Consider the following 20,516-nt stretch of genomic DNA (forward strand, 5'->3'; position numbering starts at 1 on the left):
TTCAAATGTATTAAATGTTTATTATAATTGTAATTATATTGTAAAATTTTAAGTATTTTTGTATTTTTTAAGTAAAATATATTTACAAAAATATAATAATATATTATACTATAATTGTAAAGAAAGTTTACTAAGTATGCAGGAGGTAAATTATGACTATGACAATAAAAGATAATAACTTATTTGATATATATAAAATGTATTTTAAACATGGCGATTTTAATGATTTTTCAAATGTAAAAAGAAATCATATACTATCTTCTTTGATCAGAGAAATAAAAATCATAAGTGCTAAAAAAGATTCTATAAGTGAAAAAGAAATAGAGATTATATATGATATCTTGGTAAAACTTTCTGTTATAGCAAGAATTGATTTGATTATGGCTATGAAAGGTATAAAGAGTAAAGATACATCGTTTATAGGAGGTATAAAACGCTCTAAGGATGTTATAGATTATGCTTTAAAGATAATGGTGAAGTTGCTATATAAACTAGATGATGATCAGATAACTTCTCATTATGCTAATAAGTTTATTGATAATGACAGTATATCTCATACTAGCAGAGTATTTATTATAACTGTAAGATTTATGAAGTATTATAATAACAGCATAAATAATAATATTGTATCTGATATAAGAAAGAAATTTAAAAAGAGATATTCTAATTATTATAAAAATGTATTAAGAAAATTTAACATTAATAAAAAAATAACAAGATTAGAGCATGTGTATAAAAATGGTTTAAGAGATATTTTATTTAATGAATTAGTTAATATCGCTATAGCAGCATTTTGGCATGATATATCAAATTTATTTAATAACTATAATAAAGATTATAATACATCAAAATGCTATTCATATTTAAAGCATTTTGTAAAATATAATTATGATATATCATTAACAGTAGGGCTTCATAATGAATATTACGGACATGGAAATGGAGTATTTTTGAATTATTATAATACTATAGTTAATTCAAATACACTTTTCGCACCTAATTACATTATTAGTTTTGATTATAATGATACTTTGAAATTAAACAGCGTATCATATTTTCCATCAAAAGTTTTAGAGATAATAGATTTATTTGATAGAATAACTTATTCTAATAATAGTTCACTTAATAATGATGATGCTTTAGTATTTATTAGTGATAATTATTTGGATAGAGAAGTAAAAATTGATCCTATCATTTTTGATATATTTTCTTCTTTTGTATCTAATAACATGAAATTAATAGCTTGATAATAATTTAATTGTTTAAAATTATTTAAAAAAGAAAAGAGAGGGAAAATAATTTCCCCCTCTTTTTTATTTTTAAGAAATGTAAATTCTAAAATTAGAAGTTTTCAACTCTAACTTCGAAGAATTTTTTAGCATGTTTACAAACTGGGCAAAGTTCAGGAGCTTCTTCGCTTTCAACGATGAAACCGCAGTTTCTGCATTTCCATTGAACTTTAGTAGCTTTTTTGAAAACGCTTCCGCTTTTTACAGCTTCTCTTAATTTAGCATATCTTTCTCTGTGTTCTTTTTCAACATCACCGATTAATTTCATAGAACGAGCTATTTCATCGAAACCTTCTTCAGTAGCTTCTTTAGCCATTCTTGGGTACATATTTTCATATTCTTCGTTTTCACCTTCCCAAGCAGCTTGTAAGTTTTGAAGAGTATCACCTATACCGTTAAGATATTTGAAATGTACTTTAGCATGTTCTCTTTCATTTTCAGCTGTTTCAAGGAAAATAGCAGCGATTTGCTCATAACCTTCATTTCTTGCTACGCTAGCAAAATAAGTATATTTGTTTCTAGCCATAGATTCGCCAGCAAAAGCTTCATTTAAGTTTTTTTCTGTTTTTGTACCTTTTAAATCCTTCATTTTAATTCTCCTAAAAAAATATATAAATAATTAGTTAAACTATATTATTTAGCAAGTTTGATTCTTTCAGCAACATAGTCCCAATTTACTAAATGATCAACAAAAGTAGTTAAGAAATCAGGTCTTCTGTTTTGATAATCTAAATAGTAAGCATGTTCCCAAACGTCGCAAGTTAAAACACCATGTACTTTGTCAGCAATAGGGTTCATAGCATTAGCATATTTTCTAACTTCTAATTTACCATTATTAACAACAAGCCAAACCCATCCAGAACCGAATTGAGTTTTACCACCAGTAGTGAAAGCTTCTTTGAAAGCATCAAAAGAACCGAAATCTGCTTCTATTTTTGATTTTACTTCAGCAGGTATAGCAACATCTTTTTTAAGCATTTTAAAGAATTCTTCATGGTTATAAACTTGACCAGCATTGTTAAATACAGCTTGTTTATCAGCATTGTTATGAGATAAAGTGATTAATTCTTCAATGCTTTTTCCTTGTAAAGCTGAATCTTTAGCTACTAAATCATTAAGTGTAGTTACATAAGTATTTAAGTGTTTTCCATGATGGAAATCCAATGTGTTAGAAGACATATATGGTGCTAAATCTTCTTTTCCATAAGGTAATTTCATTAGATCAAACATACATTTTACTCCTTCATTTTATTTTATTTTATTATTAATAAATAATAACCTATTTTAAATTAATGTCAAGCATTTATTAAATAATAAAAAACTTTTATTAGTAAAAATTACTATTAATAAATAAAGGCACACCAAAAAATGGTATGCCTTTAATAATTTTTCATTTTTATTTTTAATTAGTTAGCAGCATCAGTAGTTTCTGTAGTAGTAGTTTCTGTAGTAGTTCCTGGATCAGCTGCTTCATTTTCATAATCTCTGAAAACTGGCATTTTTTCTCTGCTTAATATTTCATCTTCTGTTTGACCATAAGTAAATCCTAATTCATCATAGTATTTAGCATAAGTAGTTCTAAATCTTTCAGAAGTAGTATATAAAACTTTATGGTATTTAGTTATTAACAATTTATATTTAGCAGTTTTAATATTTTCATCAGCTGTTTTTAAAGTAGTCAAATCCCAAAGATTATTGAACATTTCATTTAAGAAATAAACTTTGCTTACATCGCTGTTTTGATTGATAGTAGCTAAGTTATAGTTAACACCTGCTAAATAAGTGTTTAACATAATCAATTTCTGACTATCATTAGCTCCTGTTAATTCATTATTTAATGCGTTCATTAAATGGAATCTGCTTTTTGCATAGTATCCAGCAGTACCTTTAAATAGATTCAAAACACCAGCATAAAGATTTAATTCATAATCTGCTTGTTTTAATTCATTAGTTTTTCCAAGTATTTCATAAATAGGTTTTATTTCATCATAAAGTCTAAAAGATTTATCTAATTCATGAAGAGCTATATCTATATTATTATCGTTAGCCAATGGGTTAGCTACTAGATCATAGTAATAAACCGCATTGTAGAACATTTCATTAGTGTCAGTGAAATTAACATTAGTATAACGCTCTAATATTTTGTTAGCTTTGTAAAGTACTCTGAATAAATAATCTTCTCTCATTTTTGTAAGATTAGTTTGAAGAAGATTGTATTCTTTGTCAAGAGCAACATCATCAGTATTTCTTAAATCAGTGAAAGAAGGACCAAAAGATGTTATTTCATTTACAGTATTAGTTCCTGTAGCTTCTTGATTTTCAGTTGTAGTTGCAGCAGTAGTTTCTGTTGTTTCAGTAGCAGTAGTATCTGCTGTAGTTTCGTCCTGAGCGTATACTGGGCTTAACGCTAGAATCATTACGCTTAATACAAGAAATAGTTTTTTCATGTATAACTCCTATATGTTTTTATTATAATTGTGTAACCAAGTATAAATGTTGCCTAAAGTTTTATAAAGCAGCATTTTAGGTTGAGTATTTGTATTAATTAGGGTATTGATTGTAGAATCTAATTCATCAATAGTCCATACAATACTTTCATCTGAAATAGAACTAGGCAATATATAATCTCTATTTTCTATTTCAAGATATTTATCTTCTAAAGACTTTTTTAAAATATTAATCATTTCTCTAAAAGCATCAATTATCTCATAATCTCCGTCACTTAATAATGTGGCAAGTGAGGCTATTTGAGACGGATTGTTATTTAAAGCAGCGTCCATAAAAGATAATAATACTTTGTATATATTATCGCTTGTATTTGATTTTTTGTCAAGTACATATTTTACTGCTTTAGCTACACTTCCATAAGAATTTTCTAATGCAAGGGCTGTTTTTTCTTCATTTAGCCTCAATCTCTTCATTAATATGGATCTTAAAGTATTTTCTGATAAAGGTGAAAATTTTAATTCCATCATGCGCGATCTTAGAGGTTTCATACCATCTTGCACCAATTTATTAGTATCTGAAGTTATTAGAATAAATATATTATTGTCAGAGGGTTCTTCTAAAGTTCTCAAAAAGATATTAGGAGCCCTTTTATCCATTAATTCTATACCTTCTATGATAATAATTCTCTTATTTGATATTCTCGGCTTTCTATACGTTAATTCTATAATATTTCTTACCGTATCGAGGGGAATTACCGTATGTATTATATTATAATAAATTTTTTTTAATGCGCTGAAGAAATCACCTTCTATTGAAATTTTCTTCTTTCCGCCTTTATTTTTAGCTATATTCAAGGCTTCTTTTGATTTATTTCTGAATATTGAATCTATAAACTCAACATTATCTGCATTTAACTCATTTAAAGTATAATTAACAGCCAAATAATAAGGTTCTATAAGAGCGTATCTTGAAGTTTCTTTTTTACTTCCAAGCATATATTCTTTGGGTTCGCTTGTAGGGTAATTATCATAACTATCAAAAAGCATAGATTCTACTTTGTAAAGTATAGAACGGCATGCAGAATAAAAATTATTAAACAAATGAGGCATTTTATACTCTAAATATTGATTAAAATAGAGTTCAGCATTTCTAAATCTTTCATCTGTGCCTGCTACTATAACATCAGGGTGTTTGTACTGATCTATCATTTTGCAGGATTTACATTCATCGCAGTAAGTTCCGTTTCCTCTCTCACAGCATATAGCTTTAGCATAGTTTAAAGCACTTTCAAATTTTCCAATACCTTCATCTCCGTAAAAAAGATAGGCATGATGAAGTCTGCCGCTTTTATATATTCCTGCCATTATTTTCAGCGGGGTTGTCTGTCCTAATACCTTAGCCAATATTAAACCTCTATTAGTATGATAATATTTTTTTATGGGTACATGTATAAATCATAAATAAAATTATATCAACAATAATTTTTAGCTTTTAAATTATAAGTATAATGATGACGATATTTTACTGTTGAGTTTTAATTTTTATATTAGAGCATAACAATATAATAACGAGGAATATTTAATGGCTGCAAATGATGATATAACAAAAAAAGATTTAAGTGAAAATAATGATAATAAAATTGTAAATATTTCTGAAAGACTAGATAAGTTAGAAAAAGATGTTGAAAATATTTTATCTGATGAGAAAATAACAGATGAGGAAAAAGAAAATCTTATCAAGGAAATTTTACAAAATGAAGAGTTTTTAAAATCTGCAGCGGAAACCATAAATAAAGATAATTCAAAATATGATGAACTTATAAATGAATTAAAAGAACAATTATCTAATAGTTTTGATGATAAGATAGATGAAAAAATCGATGAGAAGATAGAAAAAAATAATGCTAATTACAACAGCATAATGTTAGAACAGAATCTTAAAAATTTTAAAGATATTTCCAATTTGAGAAAGAATCAGAAAGATTTAGAGAATTCTATAACTGAAAATAATACAAAATATGATGATATTGTAAATAATATTAATAATATCAATGATAAATTAGACACTCATTCAGAAGAATATAAAAAAGATATAAAAATTTTAAATTCAAAATTAGAAGAATACAAAGAAGAACATTCTAAATTCTTAGAAGAAGAGATAGAACATTTTAATAACTTAAAAGAAGAATTATCTAATAACATCGAAGAAAAAATTGATGAAAAGATAGAAAAAAACAATGTTAATTATAACAGCATAATGTTAGAACAGAATCTTAAAAATTTCAAAGATATATCTAGTTTGAGAAAGAGTCAAAAAGATTTGGAAGAAAATATAAAAGAAAATGTTTCTAATATAGTTACTGCTTCTATCAATGAAAATAATTTAAAATATGATGAAGCTATAAATAATATCAATAATAAATTAGATACTCATTCAGAAGAATACAAAAAAGAAATAGAAACTATAAATAATATATTAGAAGAATATAAAGAGGAGCATTCTAAATTCTTAGAAGAGGAAAAATTAGATAATCTCAAAGAGGAATTATCTAATAGTTTTGATGATAAGATAGACGAAAAAATAGAAAAGAATAATGCTAATTATAACAGCATAATGTTGGAACAGAATCTTAAAAATTTCAAAGATATATCTAATTTGAGAAAGAGTCAAAAAGACTTGGAAGAAAATATAAAAGAAAATGTTTCTAGTATAGTAAGCTCTTCTATCAATGAAAATAATTTGAAATATGATGAAGCTATAAATAATATCAATAATAAATTAAATACTTATTCAGAAGAATACAAAAAAGAAATAGATGACTTAAATGCTAGATTAGAAGAATCAAAAGAAGATAATGTCAAATTTTTTGAAGAAGAAAAAAGCAATTTAAAGAAAAATTATGAAGATATACTAATTGATATAAAAGACATTAATGAACAAATGGAAAGATATAAGTCTATATATGATGAAAAACTTTCTACAGCAGAAAATCAATTTAGTACATTGATGTTGGATCAGAATTTGAAAAATTATAATGAGATTGATGCTTTGAAGAAAGATCATTCAGATTTAAAAGATGTTGTAGAAAGAATAGATAATACAGTAAGTATAAATAGTTTAAAATATGATGATTTAATAAATGATATTAATAATAAATTATCAGATAATTCATTGAAATACAGAAGAGAGCTAGAAAGTTTAAAAAATAAATTTGAAGAATCTAGAGAAGAACAAACTAAATTCTTAGAAGAAGAGAAAGAAAGCTTTAATAATTTCAAAGAAGAATTATCTAATAACTTTGATAATAAGATAGATGAAAAAATCGATGAGAAGATAGAAAAGAATAATGCTAATTATAACAGCATAATGCTAGAACAAAATCTCAAGAATTTTAAAGAGATATCAGATTTAAGAAAGAATTATAAAGATTTAGAAAATAGCATAAAAGAAAATATTTCTAATACAGTTTATGCTTCAGTAAATGAAAATAATTCAAAATATGATGAATTAATAAAAAATATAGATGATAAATTATCTTCTTATTCAGAGGAAAACAAAAAAGAAATAGAAGGTTTGAATACTAGATTAGAAGAGGCAAAAGAAGAACAAACTAAATTTTTAGAAGAAGAGAAAGAAAATTTAAATAATCTTAAAGAAGAATTCTCTAATATTGTAGATGAGAAAATAGAGAGAAGTAGTGCTAGTTATGGCAGTTTAATGGTAGAGCAGAATTTGAAGAATTTCCAAGAGATTTCAGACATTAAAAAGAGTTGTGAGGATTTGGGAAATTCTATAAATGAAAATAATGCTAAGTATGATGAATTAATAAAAAATATAGATAATAAATTATCCTCTTATTCAGAAGAAAATAAAAAAGAATTGGATAATTTAAATACTAAATTAGAAGAAGAAAGAGAAAGTTTAAATAATTTAAAAGAAGAATTATCTAATAACATAGACGAAAAAATTGATGAGAAGATAGAAAAAAATAATGCTAATTATAACAGCATAATGCTAGAGCAGAATCTCAAAAATTTCAAAGAGTTATCAGATTTAAGAAAGAATTACAAAGATTTAGAAAACAATATAAAAGAAAATATATCTAATACGGTTTATGCTTCAGTAAATGAGAATAATTCAAAATATGATGAATTAATAAATCAATTAGAAAACAAAACAGAAGAAAATAAAAAAGAAATAGATAGCTTAAATAACAAATTAGAAGAAGCAAAAGAAGAGCAAACTAGATTCTTAGAAGAAGAGAAAGAAAGTTTAAATAATTTAAAAGAAGAGCTATCTAATAGTTTTGATGAAAAGATAGATGAAAAAATGGAAAAAAACAATGCTAATTATAACAGCATAATGCTAGAGCAGAATCTTAAGAATTTCAAAGAGTTATCAGATTTAAGAAAAGGTCATAAAGATTTAGAAGATTCTATCTTATCAAATGATACAAAATACGATGAATTGATAAATCAATTAGAAAACAAAACAGAAGAAAATAAAAAAGAAATAGATAGCTTAAATAACAAATTAGAAGAAGCAAAAGAAGAGCAAACTAGATTCTTAGAAGAAGAAAAAGAAAATTTAAATAATCTTAAAGAAGAATTCTCTAATATTGTAGATGAGAAAATAGAGAGAAGTAATGCTAGTTATGGCAGTTTAATGGTAGAGCAGAACTTGAAGAATTTCCAAGAGATTTCAGATATTAAAAAGAGCTGTGAGGATTTAGGAAATTCTATAAATGAAAATAATGCTAAGTATGATGAATTAATAAAAAATATAGATAATAAGTTGTCTGCTTATTCAGAAGAAAATAAAAAAAATATAGAAGGTTTAAATACTAGATTAGAAGAAGAGAAAGAAACTTTAAATAGTCTTAAAGAGGAATTATCTAATAATGTTGATGAAAAGATAGATGAGAAAATAGAAAAGAACAATGCTAATTATAATAGCATAATGCTAGAGCAGAATCTCAAAAATTTCAAAGAGTTGTCAGATTTAAGAAAAGGACATAAAGATTTAGAAGATTCTATCTTATCAAATAATACAAAATATGAAGAAGTTCTAAATAATATCAATAGTATCAATGATAAATTGGATTCTACTTCAGAAGAAAACAAAAAAGAAATAGACAGCTTAAATACTAGATTAGAAGAACTAAGAGAAGAACAAACTAAATTCTTAGAAGAAGAGAAAGAAAGCTTTAATAATTTCAAAGAAGAACTATCTAATAACTTTGATAATAAGATAGATGAAAAAATCGATGAGAAGATAGAAAAGAACAATGCTAATTATAATAGCATAATGTTAGAACAGAATCTCAAAAACTTTAAAGAGTTGTCAGATTTAAGAAAAGGACATAAAGATTTAGAAGATTCAATCAATGAAAATATTTTGAAATATGATGAATTAATAAATCAATTAGAAAGTAAAATATCGAACTTTAATAATAATAAAGAAGAAGAATCATTCTTGGATGATGATAATAATTATATTGATGAAAAAATCGATGAGAAGATAGAAAAAAATAATGCTAATTATAACAGCATAATGTTAGAACAGAATCTTAAAAACTTTAAAGAACTATCAGGTTTGAAAAAAGCCCAAAAAGATTTGGAGGATTCTATTTTGGCAAATAATTCAAAATATGATGAATTAATAAGTCAATTAGAAAGCAAAATAACAAACTTTAATAATAACAAAGAAGAATTATTCTTGGACAATGATAATAATTATAATATTGATGAAAAAATCGATGAGAAGATAGAAAAAAATAATGCTAATTATAATAGCATAATGTTAGAACAAAATCTTAAAAACTTTAAAGAGCTATCAGATTTAAGAAAGCATTATAAAGATTTAGAAGAAGAAATTAATGAACTCGCTAATAGAGATAATAATTATAACTTTGAAGAGTTTGCTGATATCATTAATAAGAGATTGAATAATCAGGAAGTAAAAAATGATGAGTTTATAAAAGCAGTAAATGATATTCTAAATAGAAATAATATAAAGTATGAACAATTACTTGACTCAGTAAATAGAAAATCTGAAGTTAATAATATCAGAAATAATACTGAATATGTTAGGTATGTGAAAAATCATGATGAGAGATACAAAGATATTAATGATAATAATGTAGCTAAAGATATTAAAAGATTAGATAAAAAAATAAGCGATGTTACTATATTATCGATTTCTATTTTTGCAATTATAGTTGTGATATTTTTAGCTTATCAATTACTATGATTTTTTATGAAGATGTATTAATATATGGATATGTTTTTAGATAATAAAGCAGATAAATTTGTTTATGAGAGAGAATATTTATCATTGGGTTATAAATATATATGCGGCATTGATGAAGTAGGTAGAGGCTGTTTATTCGGACCTGTTACAGTTGCTGCTGTTATAATGCCTTTAGAACTTTATAATGAAACAGAATTAATAAAAGAAAATATAGTTGAAGGTGTAGATGATTCAAAAAAAATATATGTCAAAAAAAGAGAAGAACTTTATGATAAAATCATAGATAAAGCTTTATGTTATAGTATTTACTCAGTTGATTCAAAAACTATAGATGAGATAAATATTTATAATACAGTAAAACTTGCTATGGTTAATGCAGTTAATAATTTGAATATTAAGCCTGATATATTATTAATAGATGCTGTAAAATTGGATACGGATATAAAGCAATGTTCCATCACTAAGGGCGATGCCAAGTCATATAGTATAGGCTGTGCAAGTATAGTTGCAAAAGTATATAGAGATAGAATGATGAATGAGCTTCCGGATTCTTATCAGAAATATAAGGTTTCAAAAAATAAGGGATACGGAACTAAAGAGCATATGAAATATATAGAAATGTACGGACCAAGCGATATGCATAGATATTCTTTTGAGTCTATAAAATCAAATTATAAAAAAACAGAAGATGATTTATTATTATAAAATGCTTGTTTTTGATAAATTTTATGATAATATATTTATATGATTAAGAGTGATATAAAATTAATAGCTACCGATTTGGACGGTACATTTTTTAACAGCAATACTTCTATAAGCGATTATAATAAAGATGTTTTTCAATTTCTAATGAAAAATGGTGTAGAAATAATACTTGCTACAGGAAGATCTTTAAGCGGTATGAAACTTTATAAAGATATTCTTGGTAATGATAATTATTCTATAATATTTAATGGTGCGGCTATAATAGATAATGAGGGAAATTTTATATATGACAAAGTTATAGACTCTGATACATCAAAATCTATTATAAGTATATATAATAAGTATAATGTTTATTTGCATGTTTATAGACAGAATATGCATATAGCCTCAGAACCAGATTTTTATTTAAAAAGATATATTGAAAAAGAAAAAGTTAATAATATATCTATTGGATTGGAAAACATTGAGAATTTTGAATTTAATAAAATGGTATTTATAGGCGATAGAGAAGAACTTGAAAGACTTCAGAATGATATAAGAAGTAATTTTAATGTTCATACTTGTTTTTCTCATACTAATTTTTTGGAAGTATTAGGACCTGGTATTAATAAAGGAAGTGCTTTAGAATGGATATGCACTCAAAAAGGCATAAATAGAAACGAAGTAATAGCTTTTGGTGATAATTATAATGATATTGAGATGATAGAGTATGCCGGTGTCGGAGTTGCTATGGAAAATGCAGAAGAAGCATTAAAGAAAAAAGCTGATTATATATGTTTAACTAATGATGAGGACGGAGTAGGTAAATTTTTAAAAAAATATATGAAATTTTGATTCTATTAAATATATTTTGTTAGTATACTATTGACATTTTTTTTATTTAATGTTATATTGCTCTCAATGTCTATGCGGGAATAACTCAGTTGGTAGAGTTTCTGCTTGCCATGCAGACTGTCGCGGGTTCGAGTCCCGTTTCCCGCTCATTAATAAACCCCAATAGATAACTTCTTTTCTATTGGGGTTATTTTTTTTATTTTTAATTTTAAAGGTATTGCTAAAATGGATATTAAAGATTTAAATTTTGAAACTTCAACAGATGAAAAAGATTTAGTTACATTGAAAATCACTATTTCTAAAGATGCTTATGATAAAGAATTAGAAAAGCAAATAGAATATTATAAGCCTAGAGTTAATGTTAAAGGTTTTAGAGTAGGTCATGCTCCTAATAATATTATACTTTCAAGATATAGAGAAGCTTTAGAAGGTGCTACTAATGAAGTTTTGATAGAAGAGGCTTGGAATACTTATCATGATGAAAAAAATGTTAAGGCTTTAGGTACTCCTAAACTTCTTAATTTAGATAAAAAAGATGACGGACTTCATCTTGATTATGAATATTATCCTATACCTGAATTTGATTTGCCTGATTTAGCTTCTATAAATGTTGAAAAAAATAAATATACAGTTGATGATAATACTGTAGAGGAAGCTTATAAATTATCTCTTCAAAGATTTTCTCATTTTGAAGAAAGCGATTTGAAATCTGAACTTGGCGATAGAGTTTATGTAAAAATAGAATTCGATGATGATGAAAATAAAAAATATGACAAAGAACTTACAGTAGTTGCAAGCGATGATGAAAATGAAAGCATATTTGCTAAAAATGCTGTAGGCGTAAAAAAAGATGATAAAAAACTTCTTAAAACTTTTGTTGACGGAAGAGAAGCTACTTTAATAATGAATATAGTAAAAGTAGAAAAACCAGATATGAAAGATGATTCTAAAGAAGAAGACAGACAAAAAGTAAAAGAATCATTGAAAGAACATTTAGTAAAAAGAGCAGAAGACAGAGCTAACAGCGAACTTATTAATGATACATTATTTAATAAATTAATAGAGTTAGTTAATATTACTCTTCCTAAGGGTTATTTTGAAGAGCAGTTAGAAATATCTTTAAATGAATTTGAAAGATCTATGTCAAGCAGAGGAATGAGTAAAACAGATTTCTTAATTTCAGTTGCTAAAACAGATGATGATATCAAAAAAGAATATGAAGAAAATGTAAGAAAACAAATAACTTTTGATATGATCATGGCTAAACTTTCAGAAACTTATAAAGATTCTATAACAGTAAATGAAGATAAAGCAAAAGAATATGCTAATAGAATGTATCAATATCAAAGTTATATGGGACTTGCTAAACTTCCTAAAGAAGAACAGCAGAATATAATTAATTATATAATGCGTGATGCTCATACTAGAGCAACTTCTGAAGCTATAATGGATTATGTTAAAGAGCATGTAAATGTTTCAGAAAAAGATGCAGGCGAATTTAAACCTGAAGAAAGCGATGTTTGGGGCGGATATTAATAATTAATTGTAATAATAGGTAATTAGAGAGGTAATATATAGAATGGAGAAGAATTATATGACTATACCTTATGTAATAGAACAAACAAGCAGAGGAGAACGTTCCTACGATATATATTCCAGACTTTTAAAAGATAGAATTATATTTTTGGGCGGTGAGATTAATGATGATGTTGCTAATGTAGTTATAGCACAGCTTTTATTTTTGGAATCAGCTGATCCTGAAAAAGATATTTCTTTATATATAAACAGTCCTGGAGGAGTTGTTACTGCTGCTTTAGGTATGTATGATACTATGCAGTATGTTAAGCCTGATGTTGCTACTTTATGCGTTGGACAGGCTGCTTCAGCAGGTGCTTTACTTCTTGCAGGAGGGGCTAAAGGCAAAAGATTTGCTACTGCTAATTCAAGAATAATGATTCACCAACCTTCAGGCGGTTCCAGAGGTATGGTTACTGATATGGAAATACAGTTGAAAGAAACTATTCGTTTGAAAAGTATACTTAATAATATCATGGCTAATCATACAGGTCAGGATATCAAAAAACTTGAGGCTGATATGGACAGAGATTATTTTATGAGTGCTGATGAAGCTAAAGAATACGGCATCATAGATAAGGTTTTTTCAAGCAGAGAATAATTTTTTCAAATTGAAAATATATAAAGCTAATAATCTTTTTATTAAGTTTATTAGCTTTTAATTTTTTTATTGTAATTTTTTATTGCAATAGTTTTATTATAATATAGAATATGCTAATGAAATTTAAATTATTGTTATTTTTATAAAAAATAATACAATTTATATTGGAGAAATATGTCTAAAAAGAATAATGATAAGAAAGAAGTTTGCTCTCTTTGCGGAAGAGAATTAAAAGAATTGAATCGATATATTGAAGGCAATGAAGGATATTTATGTTCAGATTGTTCTGCTATAGCGAATGATTATTTCAATATGAATATGCAGAAGAAAAAATCTAAAGAAAAAGATTATGATATAAAAATAGTTCCACCTAAACAGATTAAAGCATTACTTGATGAATATGTTGTAGGGCAGGATTATGCTAAAAAAGTATTGTCTGTAGCTGTTTACAATCATTATAAGAGAATAACACAGAATGCTGAAGATAAAAATGATGTTGAAATAGAGAAGTCTAATGTGCTTTTAATAGGGCCTACAGGAAGCGGTAAAACATTATTAGCAAGAACTTTAGCTAAGGCTTTGAATGTGCCTTTTGCTATTGCTGATGCTACTACTGTAACAGAGGCTGGTTATGTTGGTGATGATGTTGAGAATATACTTTTAAGACTTATACAGAATGCTGATGGAGATATAAAATTAGCTGAAAAAGGAATAATATATATCGATGAGATAGATAAAATTTCTCGTAAAAGTGAATCACGTTCTATAACAAGAGATGTATCAGGTGAAGGAGTTCAGCAGGCATTATTAAAAATAGTTGAAGGCACTGTTGCTACAGTTCCTCCTCATGGCGGAAGAAAGCATCCTCATCAAGATAATCTTCATATAGACACTTCTAATATACTTTTTATATGTGGAGGTGCTTTCATTGATATAGAAAAGTCTATTGCTGAGAGAACTTCTAAAAAAGGACTTGGTTTTGCTGCTGAAGTTAATTCTATGGATAATCTCAATTATGATGAGATAATGAAAAATATTGCTACTGAGGATTTAGTTAAATACGGTCTTATACCGGAGCTTATAGGAAGGCTTCCTGTTATAGCTACTTTAGAAGAGCTTAAAGAAGAGGAGCTTTTAAAAATATTAAAAGAGCCTAAGAATGCTTTAACTAAACAGTATCAGAAATTATTTTCTTATGACAATATAGAATTAAAAATAGATGATGAGGCATTAAAATCTATAGTTAAAAAGACTATGGAAGAGCATACAGGTGCTAGAGGTTTAAGAGCACTATTTGAGAGAGTTATGCTTGATACTATGTATGATATGCCTGATGAAAGCAAAGAAAAGCAAGTATTTGAGCTTGATAAAAAATATGTTAATGAAAAATTAGGTATTGATGAGTAATGATTATCAATATTGAAATTTTATCTTTAATAAAATATAATTCACAAACTAAAAATTAATAAATTTTATATAGGGGTTTTTAATGTTACCAGTAAATGATTTAAGAAAAGGCGATGCTATAATTTTAGACGGAGAAACTTATTTAGTAGTAGATGCACATTTTCACAGAGCACAGCAAAGAAAGGCAAATGTTAAGACAAAATTAAAAAATATGCTTAAAGGAAATATGATAGAAAAAACTTTTTCTTCTACAGAAAGTGTTGAAGAAGCTGATTTATCATATAAAAAAGCTCAGTACCTTTATGAAGAAGGTGACAGTTATGTATTTATGATATTAGACAATTATGAACAAGTTCATGTAAGTGCTGATATATTAGGAGAGAGCAAATATTATCTATTAGACAGCTGTGAAGTTGATTTACAATATATTAATGATGAAGTTACAGCAGTACGTTTCCCTATTCATGTAATATTAGAGGTTACTTATACAGAACCTGGATTTAAAGGCGATACTACTGGTACTACTTTAAAGCCTGCAAAACTTGAAACAGGTATAGAGGTTAATGTACCTTTATTTATAAATATAGGCGATAAAATTAAAGTTGATACTAGAGATGACAGCTATGTTGAACGCGTAAATAAATAATGCTTTACATACTATACATCATTTCAGCTTTATTATTATTAATAACTATATTTTTTATAAAAGTTAATTATTTGATATATATTGCAATAGCTTTTTTTATACTTCATATAATATTTACTAAATCTATTTTTATGACTATAAAAAAGCTATTGTATTTAATACCTTATTTCTTAGCTATATTCATAATTCAGGCTTTAAATTCCAGGGGTGAGTATTATAATTTATTTGGATTCTATATTGATAAAGTAGGAGCAGATTTCACTATCATATATTTTATTAGAATAGCTTCTGTACTCTATTTATTATCAATTTTCTTTATTATCATAAAAAAGTTAAAAGTTCCTAATGGTTATATTTTTGATGAGATGATAAGAATTAGTATTTTTATGAAAATAGTTAGAAAATCATTTTTCGCAGAGTTCGCTAAAATAAGAGATAAAAATAAAACTTTTAAAGAAAAACTTAATTTAATAAAGAATTTACTTGAGAATGTTTATAATGATTCTTTTAGGCTTTATCCTTATGATATGCTTATTTCTCACTATAGAAATTTAAAAAAATAGATTTATTTTCATTCCCCGCCCTTTATATTTACTGCTCTATTTTTAATATTAGTTTTTCTATTTTTTATTGTTTAATTCAGATATTACAGTATCCCACCCAAGCGGAGTGTAGATTTTTTGTCTATTCAACGCACGGTGAGTTAAGCTAAAACTTTAAATCAAGTTATAAATACAATTTTTATTATATTATAAATTTTGCTAACCATGCGGTGAGAAATATAATAAATCTAATCAAAGCTAGGGTGGGGTATGCTCTTTCTTATTTGGACTTGTATATGATTATAGATTGTAATTTAAAGTTGATATCAAATTTAATGGGTGGGGTATGTAATTGATTTTAACAAAAAAGGAAACCAGTTTAACTGATTTCCTTTTTGATATTTTAATTAATTTAAAAATTATTTTTCTAAATATGCATAATCAAATCTATATTTAGCTAAAGGATCAAGTTTATAATCTTTAAGTTGTTTTGAAACCATTAAAGCATTTGCTCTGTAATGTATAGGTATTATAGGCATATCATACATAAGTATTTTTTCAGCATCATGAAGAACTTTCATTCTTTCTTGAGGATTAACTATTTGCTTTGAACCTTCTACAAGTTTATCATATTCAGGATTATTGTATCCAGGATTACTAGGGGCATAACTTAAATATAATTCAAGCATAGTCATAGGATCATTGTAATCACCAGTCCAACCGCTAAGCACCATTTGATAGCTTAAATCTCTGAAGCTCTGAAGTATAACAGCCCATTCTCTAGGTACTATAACAGCATCAACACCAATGTTTTTCCACATTTGCTGTATAGCTTCAACCATAACAACGTTTCCATCATTTGCTACTAACACTTCTAAAACAGGATAATTTTCACCATTAGGATATCCAGCTTCAGCCATTAGTTTTTTAGCTTCTTCTATATTTTTTTGATAATCATTGCTCTGTACGCTTATGTAATCTCCTCCTTTAGCTCTGAATTCACCTTCATAATCACTGATTAAAGGAGGAACAAAAGCACCAGCAGGTTTCTGTCCTGATTTGTTTATTGAATCTACTATGTAGTTTCTGTCAATAGCAAGAGCCAATGCTCTGCGGACTCTAGAATCTTTCAATGCTTCATTTGTAAGATTCATTTCAAAAAATACAGTACCATAAGCTTGATTCATAATAATTAACCCCTCTTTCTGAAGATTATCAACTTCTTGAGTAGGTACTAAATTAGAAAAATGTATTTGACCGTTTCTCAAAGCAGCTAAAGCAGTATTTTTATCGGCTATCATTGAAACAGTAATTTTTTTAGCAACTATTTTATCTTTATCATAATAGTTTGTATTAATTTCCATAACTATTCTGTCATCTCTTACCCTTTCAGTCATTCTATAAGCCCCATTACCTATATAACTTTCAGGACTAGAAACCCAAGTATCTCCATATTTTTCTATGATATCTTTTCTAACAGGTACAAACATATCAGAAAGTTCTAAGAAATATGCGGTAGGATTTTCTAATGTTATTTCTATAGTGTAATCATCAATCTTTTTTATTCCTAATTCTTCAACATTAACTTCGCCTTTTGATATTTTTAATGCATTTTTCACAGGAGCCATAAGTGAAGCATAAGGAGCAGCTGTTTTAGGATCTACAAATCTTCTATAGCTATATACAAAATCATCAGCAGTAACAGGGATACCATCAGACCATTTTGCATTAGTTCTTAGATAGAATGTGTAAGTAATTCCATCTTCACTCATTTTGTAGTTTTCAGCCATACCGCCTACTATTTTTCCGTCCTTATCTTTTTTCATAAGACCTTCAAAGAAATGTCTAATATAAACTGTTCCAGCACTTGCTGTATTAAGATGCGGATCTATAGTGGCAACTTCTCCTCCTAAAGATACAACTATAGAGTCTTCTGTGGTTTTCTTAGTTGAACAAGAAAATATAAAAAATAATAATAGAGTTATTGAAAGTATAATTCTTTTCATTTTATTTATCCTTTTAGTAAAGATACTATATTGTAGTATAAAATTATAAAAAGTACAAATTTATATTGATAATAAAATATATTTTATTTAATTATTATTATCTAAATAACAATAATTAAATCTATGCCTTCCAAATGGATTTAAAACAATATCTTTTAGAATAGGAGAGACTATAAAAGAATCAGATTTATAATATAAAGGTATAATAGGCATTTCATCTAATAATATAGCCTCAGCCCGCTTCATATTTTCCATTCTGAAATAATTGTTTGTGTATGTTGTTTTAGCTTCTGTTATTAAATCATCATATTTTGTATTAGAAAATCCTGAATGATTAACTCCTCCGTAACTAACCATAATATCAAGCATAGTCATAGGATCATGATAATCTCCAGTCCATCCCATTCTTGCAATTTGATACTTCTTTTTTGTAAGAGATAATAATGTAACAGGAAATTCTTCTTCGATTAAGTTAACATCAATATTAAGATTATCCTTCCACATTTTTTGTATAGCTTTTCCTACTTCATAAAATAATCCAGGTGATACTTTTAACTCTAAAGTAGGATAATTTTCACCATTAGGATATCCAGCCTCAGCCATTAATTCTTTTGATTTTATTACATTTTTTTCATAATTATCAATATCTATAAAATTTGATGATTCTTCTCTAAAATATGTTCTTTCTCCTTTTAAAGCAGTAGGTACAAATGCTCCTGCGGGTGTTTGAGAACCTTTAACTACATTTTCTACTAAATATTTTCTATCTATAGCTAATGATAATGCCTGCCTTACCCTTTTATCATTTAATGCCTCATTTGTTATGTTTAATTCTAAATAAATAGTACCTATAGCATCGTTTGCTCTAATATACCCCTTATCTGTAAGGTATGCTATCTCTTCAGGAGAAGGTTCCAAAGCTGAAAAATGCAATTCGTTTTTATAAATTTTTTCTACCATGTCAAAAATATCAGCACTTGGTATAAAAGTAAGTCTTTTTGCTATTATTTCACTTTTATCATAATAGAATGGATTTTCTTCAAATACTATTTTTTCATTTTCTATTCTATCTTTGAGTATATATTGTCCATTGCATATATAAGTTTTAGGTTTTAAAGTCCATTCATCTCCATATTTTTCTATTATGTCCTTTCTTAATGGTAGAAATACTCCAGCAGATGCTAAGAAATCTATGAAATACAAAGATGGAGTTTCTAATATCACTTTTAATGTATTATCATTTATAGCCTCTACTCCTAAATCATTCATATTCATAATACCAAGATTGATATTTTTTGCATTTTTTATTATATCGAGCATATATGAGTATGAAGAATGAAGTTTTTTATCTAAAGCTCTTTTCCAGCTATATTCAAAATCATATGCTGTTACGGGCTTACCATCAGACCATTTTGCATTAGTTCTCAAATAAAAAATATAAGTTATACCATCTTCAGAAATATCCCATTTTTCTGCCATACCAGGAATAATATTATTATCTTTATCTATTTTTGTAAGTCCTTCAAAGGCATGTAATATATAAGTACCTACTACCCCTATAGAGTTTAGTGTTGGGTCTATAGTTGTAGGTTCGCTTCCCATATTGATTATTATATCTCTAGTTGGATCTATCATAGAATTTTTTCTATTGCAGGAAATTATTATAAGCAATGTAAAAATAAATAATATTTTTTTTATATTCATAAATTTCCTCCTAAAATACTCTTAGTAAGATAATATTATATCTATTTATTATAAAGTCAATATAATTCTCAATATATAATATAATTGTATTAATATAATTCATTGTTAGTTATAATAAATATTATTTATTATGTATATAATATGAGTTATTTATATTATGTGTTTAAGTGTTAATTTTAATGATTTTTTATTATAAAATTATTGTATTGTAATTTTTATTTTATAGTATAAAAAATACATTAAAAAGCAGTGTAAGTAATTAATTAGAAATTTGATTATTTATTAGCTTTTATATTTTATTCATTATTATTTTATTAATATCTGTAATTATACATATACTTGGTATAATTATATTGTTTTAATTGTTTATGTCTTTTTATAATTTTTATAAATTCTATGATTTTATATTAAAAAGTTATGTTTATTGTATGTATATACAATAGAAATTTAGCTATAAACAGTATAGAACTATATAGTTTTGTATAAATAACATTATTTTGATATAAA

15 protein-coding genes and 1 tRNA gene are annotated in these 20,516 nt (G+C 26.2%); 10 read left to right on the plus strand and 6 right to left on the minus strand.

The features are described 5' to 3' along the window. Positions 1-152 precede the first annotated feature (152 nt). Positions 153-1,247: a hypothetical protein gene (locus BRSU_RS01360; protein WP_048593428.1), complete on the plus strand. Its 1,095-nt coding sequence runs from the start codon at positions 153-155 to the stop codon at positions 1,245-1,247. A gap of 94 nt (positions 1,248-1,341) precedes the next feature. Here the strand turns inward: BRSU_RS01360 and rbr are convergent, their stop codons facing one another. From rbr to BRSU_RS01380, 4 genes are all read right to left on the minus strand, one after another. Further along, positions 1,342-1,878, minus strand: a complete 537-nt coding sequence (gene rbr / locus BRSU_RS01365) for a rubrerythrin (RefSeq protein ID WP_014488879.1) — start codon at positions 1,876-1,878, stop codon at positions 1,342-1,344. Positions 1,879-1,922: 44 nt separating this feature from the next. Then, on the minus strand, positions 1,923-2,519 hold the full coding sequence (locus tag BRSU_RS01370; RefSeq protein ID WP_048593429.1) for a superoxide dismutase: 597 nt from the start codon (positions 2,517-2,519) through the stop codon (positions 1,923-1,925). Between the two features lie 176 nt (positions 2,520-2,695). Further along, entirely contained in the window at positions 2,696-3,736 is a 1,041-nt protein-coding gene (locus tag BRSU_RS01375; RefSeq protein WP_048593430.1) for a hypothetical protein, read from the minus strand. Between the two features lie 9 nt (positions 3,737-3,745). After that, on the minus strand, positions 3,746-5,140 hold the full coding sequence (locus BRSU_RS01380; RefSeq protein ID WP_048593431.1) for a DNA polymerase III subunit delta': 1,395 nt from the start codon (positions 5,138-5,140) through the stop codon (positions 3,746-3,748). 178 nt (positions 5,141-5,318) lie between these two features. Here BRSU_RS01380 and BRSU_RS01385 point away from each other — a divergent pair, with 178 nt between their 5' ends. From BRSU_RS01385 to BRSU_RS01425, 9 genes are all read left to right on the plus strand, one after another. After that, complete coding sequence (locus BRSU_RS01385) at positions 5,319-9,989, plus strand: hypothetical protein (RefSeq protein WP_048593432.1); 4,671 nt, start codon at positions 5,319-5,321, stop codon at positions 9,987-9,989. A 24-nt stretch (positions 9,990-10,013) separates the two neighbouring features. Further along, the gene (locus BRSU_RS01390; RefSeq protein ID WP_053082758.1) at positions 10,014-10,694 is read left to right on the plus strand and encodes a ribonuclease HII; all 681 of its coding nucleotides are present in this window, start codon (positions 10,014-10,016) and stop codon (positions 10,692-10,694) included. Between the two features lie 39 nt (positions 10,695-10,733). Next, positions 10,734-11,528: a Cof-type HAD-IIB family hydrolase gene (locus BRSU_RS01395; RefSeq protein ID WP_048593433.1), complete on the plus strand. Its 795-nt coding sequence runs from the start codon at positions 10,734-10,736 to the stop codon at positions 11,526-11,528. A gap of 74 nt (positions 11,529-11,602) precedes the next feature. Then, positions 11,603-11,675 (plus strand) — tRNA-Gly (locus BRSU_RS01400). A 78-nt stretch (positions 11,676-11,753) separates the two neighbouring features. Further along, complete coding sequence (locus tag BRSU_RS01405) at positions 11,754-13,064, plus strand: trigger factor (RefSeq protein WP_048593434.1); 1,311 nt, start codon at positions 11,754-11,756, stop codon at positions 13,062-13,064. 58 nt (positions 13,065-13,122) lie between these two features. Beyond that, the gene (gene clpP / locus BRSU_RS01410) at positions 13,123-13,704 is read left to right on the plus strand and encodes an ATP-dependent Clp endopeptidase proteolytic subunit ClpP (protein WP_008729298.1); all 582 of its coding nucleotides are present in this window, start codon (positions 13,123-13,125) and stop codon (positions 13,702-13,704) included. A gap of 174 nt (positions 13,705-13,878) precedes the next feature. Further along, a complete protein-coding gene (gene clpX / locus BRSU_RS01415) occupies positions 13,879-15,111 on the plus strand; it encodes an ATP-dependent Clp protease ATP-binding subunit ClpX (RefSeq protein ID WP_048593435.1) in 1,233 nt (410 codons plus the stop codon). An 82-nt stretch (positions 15,112-15,193) separates the two neighbouring features. Then, positions 15,194-15,757: an elongation factor P gene (gene efp / locus BRSU_RS01420; RefSeq protein WP_048593436.1), complete on the plus strand. Its 564-nt coding sequence runs from the start codon at positions 15,194-15,196 to the stop codon at positions 15,755-15,757. Continuing rightward, complete coding sequence (locus BRSU_RS01425) at positions 15,757-16,320, plus strand: energy-coupling factor transporter transmembrane component T family protein (RefSeq protein WP_048593437.1); 564 nt, start codon at positions 15,757-15,759, stop codon at positions 16,318-16,320. Before efp ends, BRSU_RS01425 begins: the two co-directional genes overlap by 1 nt. A 398-nt stretch (positions 16,321-16,718) precedes the next feature. Here the strand turns inward: BRSU_RS01425 and BRSU_RS01430 are convergent, their stop codons facing one another. Together BRSU_RS01430 and BRSU_RS01435 are read right to left on the minus strand one after the other, a co-directional pair. Continuing rightward, a complete protein-coding gene (locus BRSU_RS01430; RefSeq protein WP_048593438.1) occupies positions 16,719-18,305 on the minus strand; it encodes a peptide ABC transporter substrate-binding protein in 1,587 nt (528 codons plus the stop codon). An 87-nt stretch (positions 18,306-18,392) separates the two neighbouring features. Beyond that, complete coding sequence (locus BRSU_RS01435; protein ID WP_048593439.1) at positions 18,393-20,009, minus strand: peptide ABC transporter substrate-binding protein; 1,617 nt, start codon at positions 20,007-20,009, stop codon at positions 18,393-18,395. Positions 20,010-20,516: the final 507 nt, after the last annotated feature.

Origin of the sequence: Brachyspira suanatina (assembly GCF_001049755.1) — a bacterium.
GTDB classification, from domain to species: Bacteria; Spirochaetota; Brachyspiria; order Brachyspirales; family Brachyspiraceae; genus Brachyspira; species Brachyspira suanatina.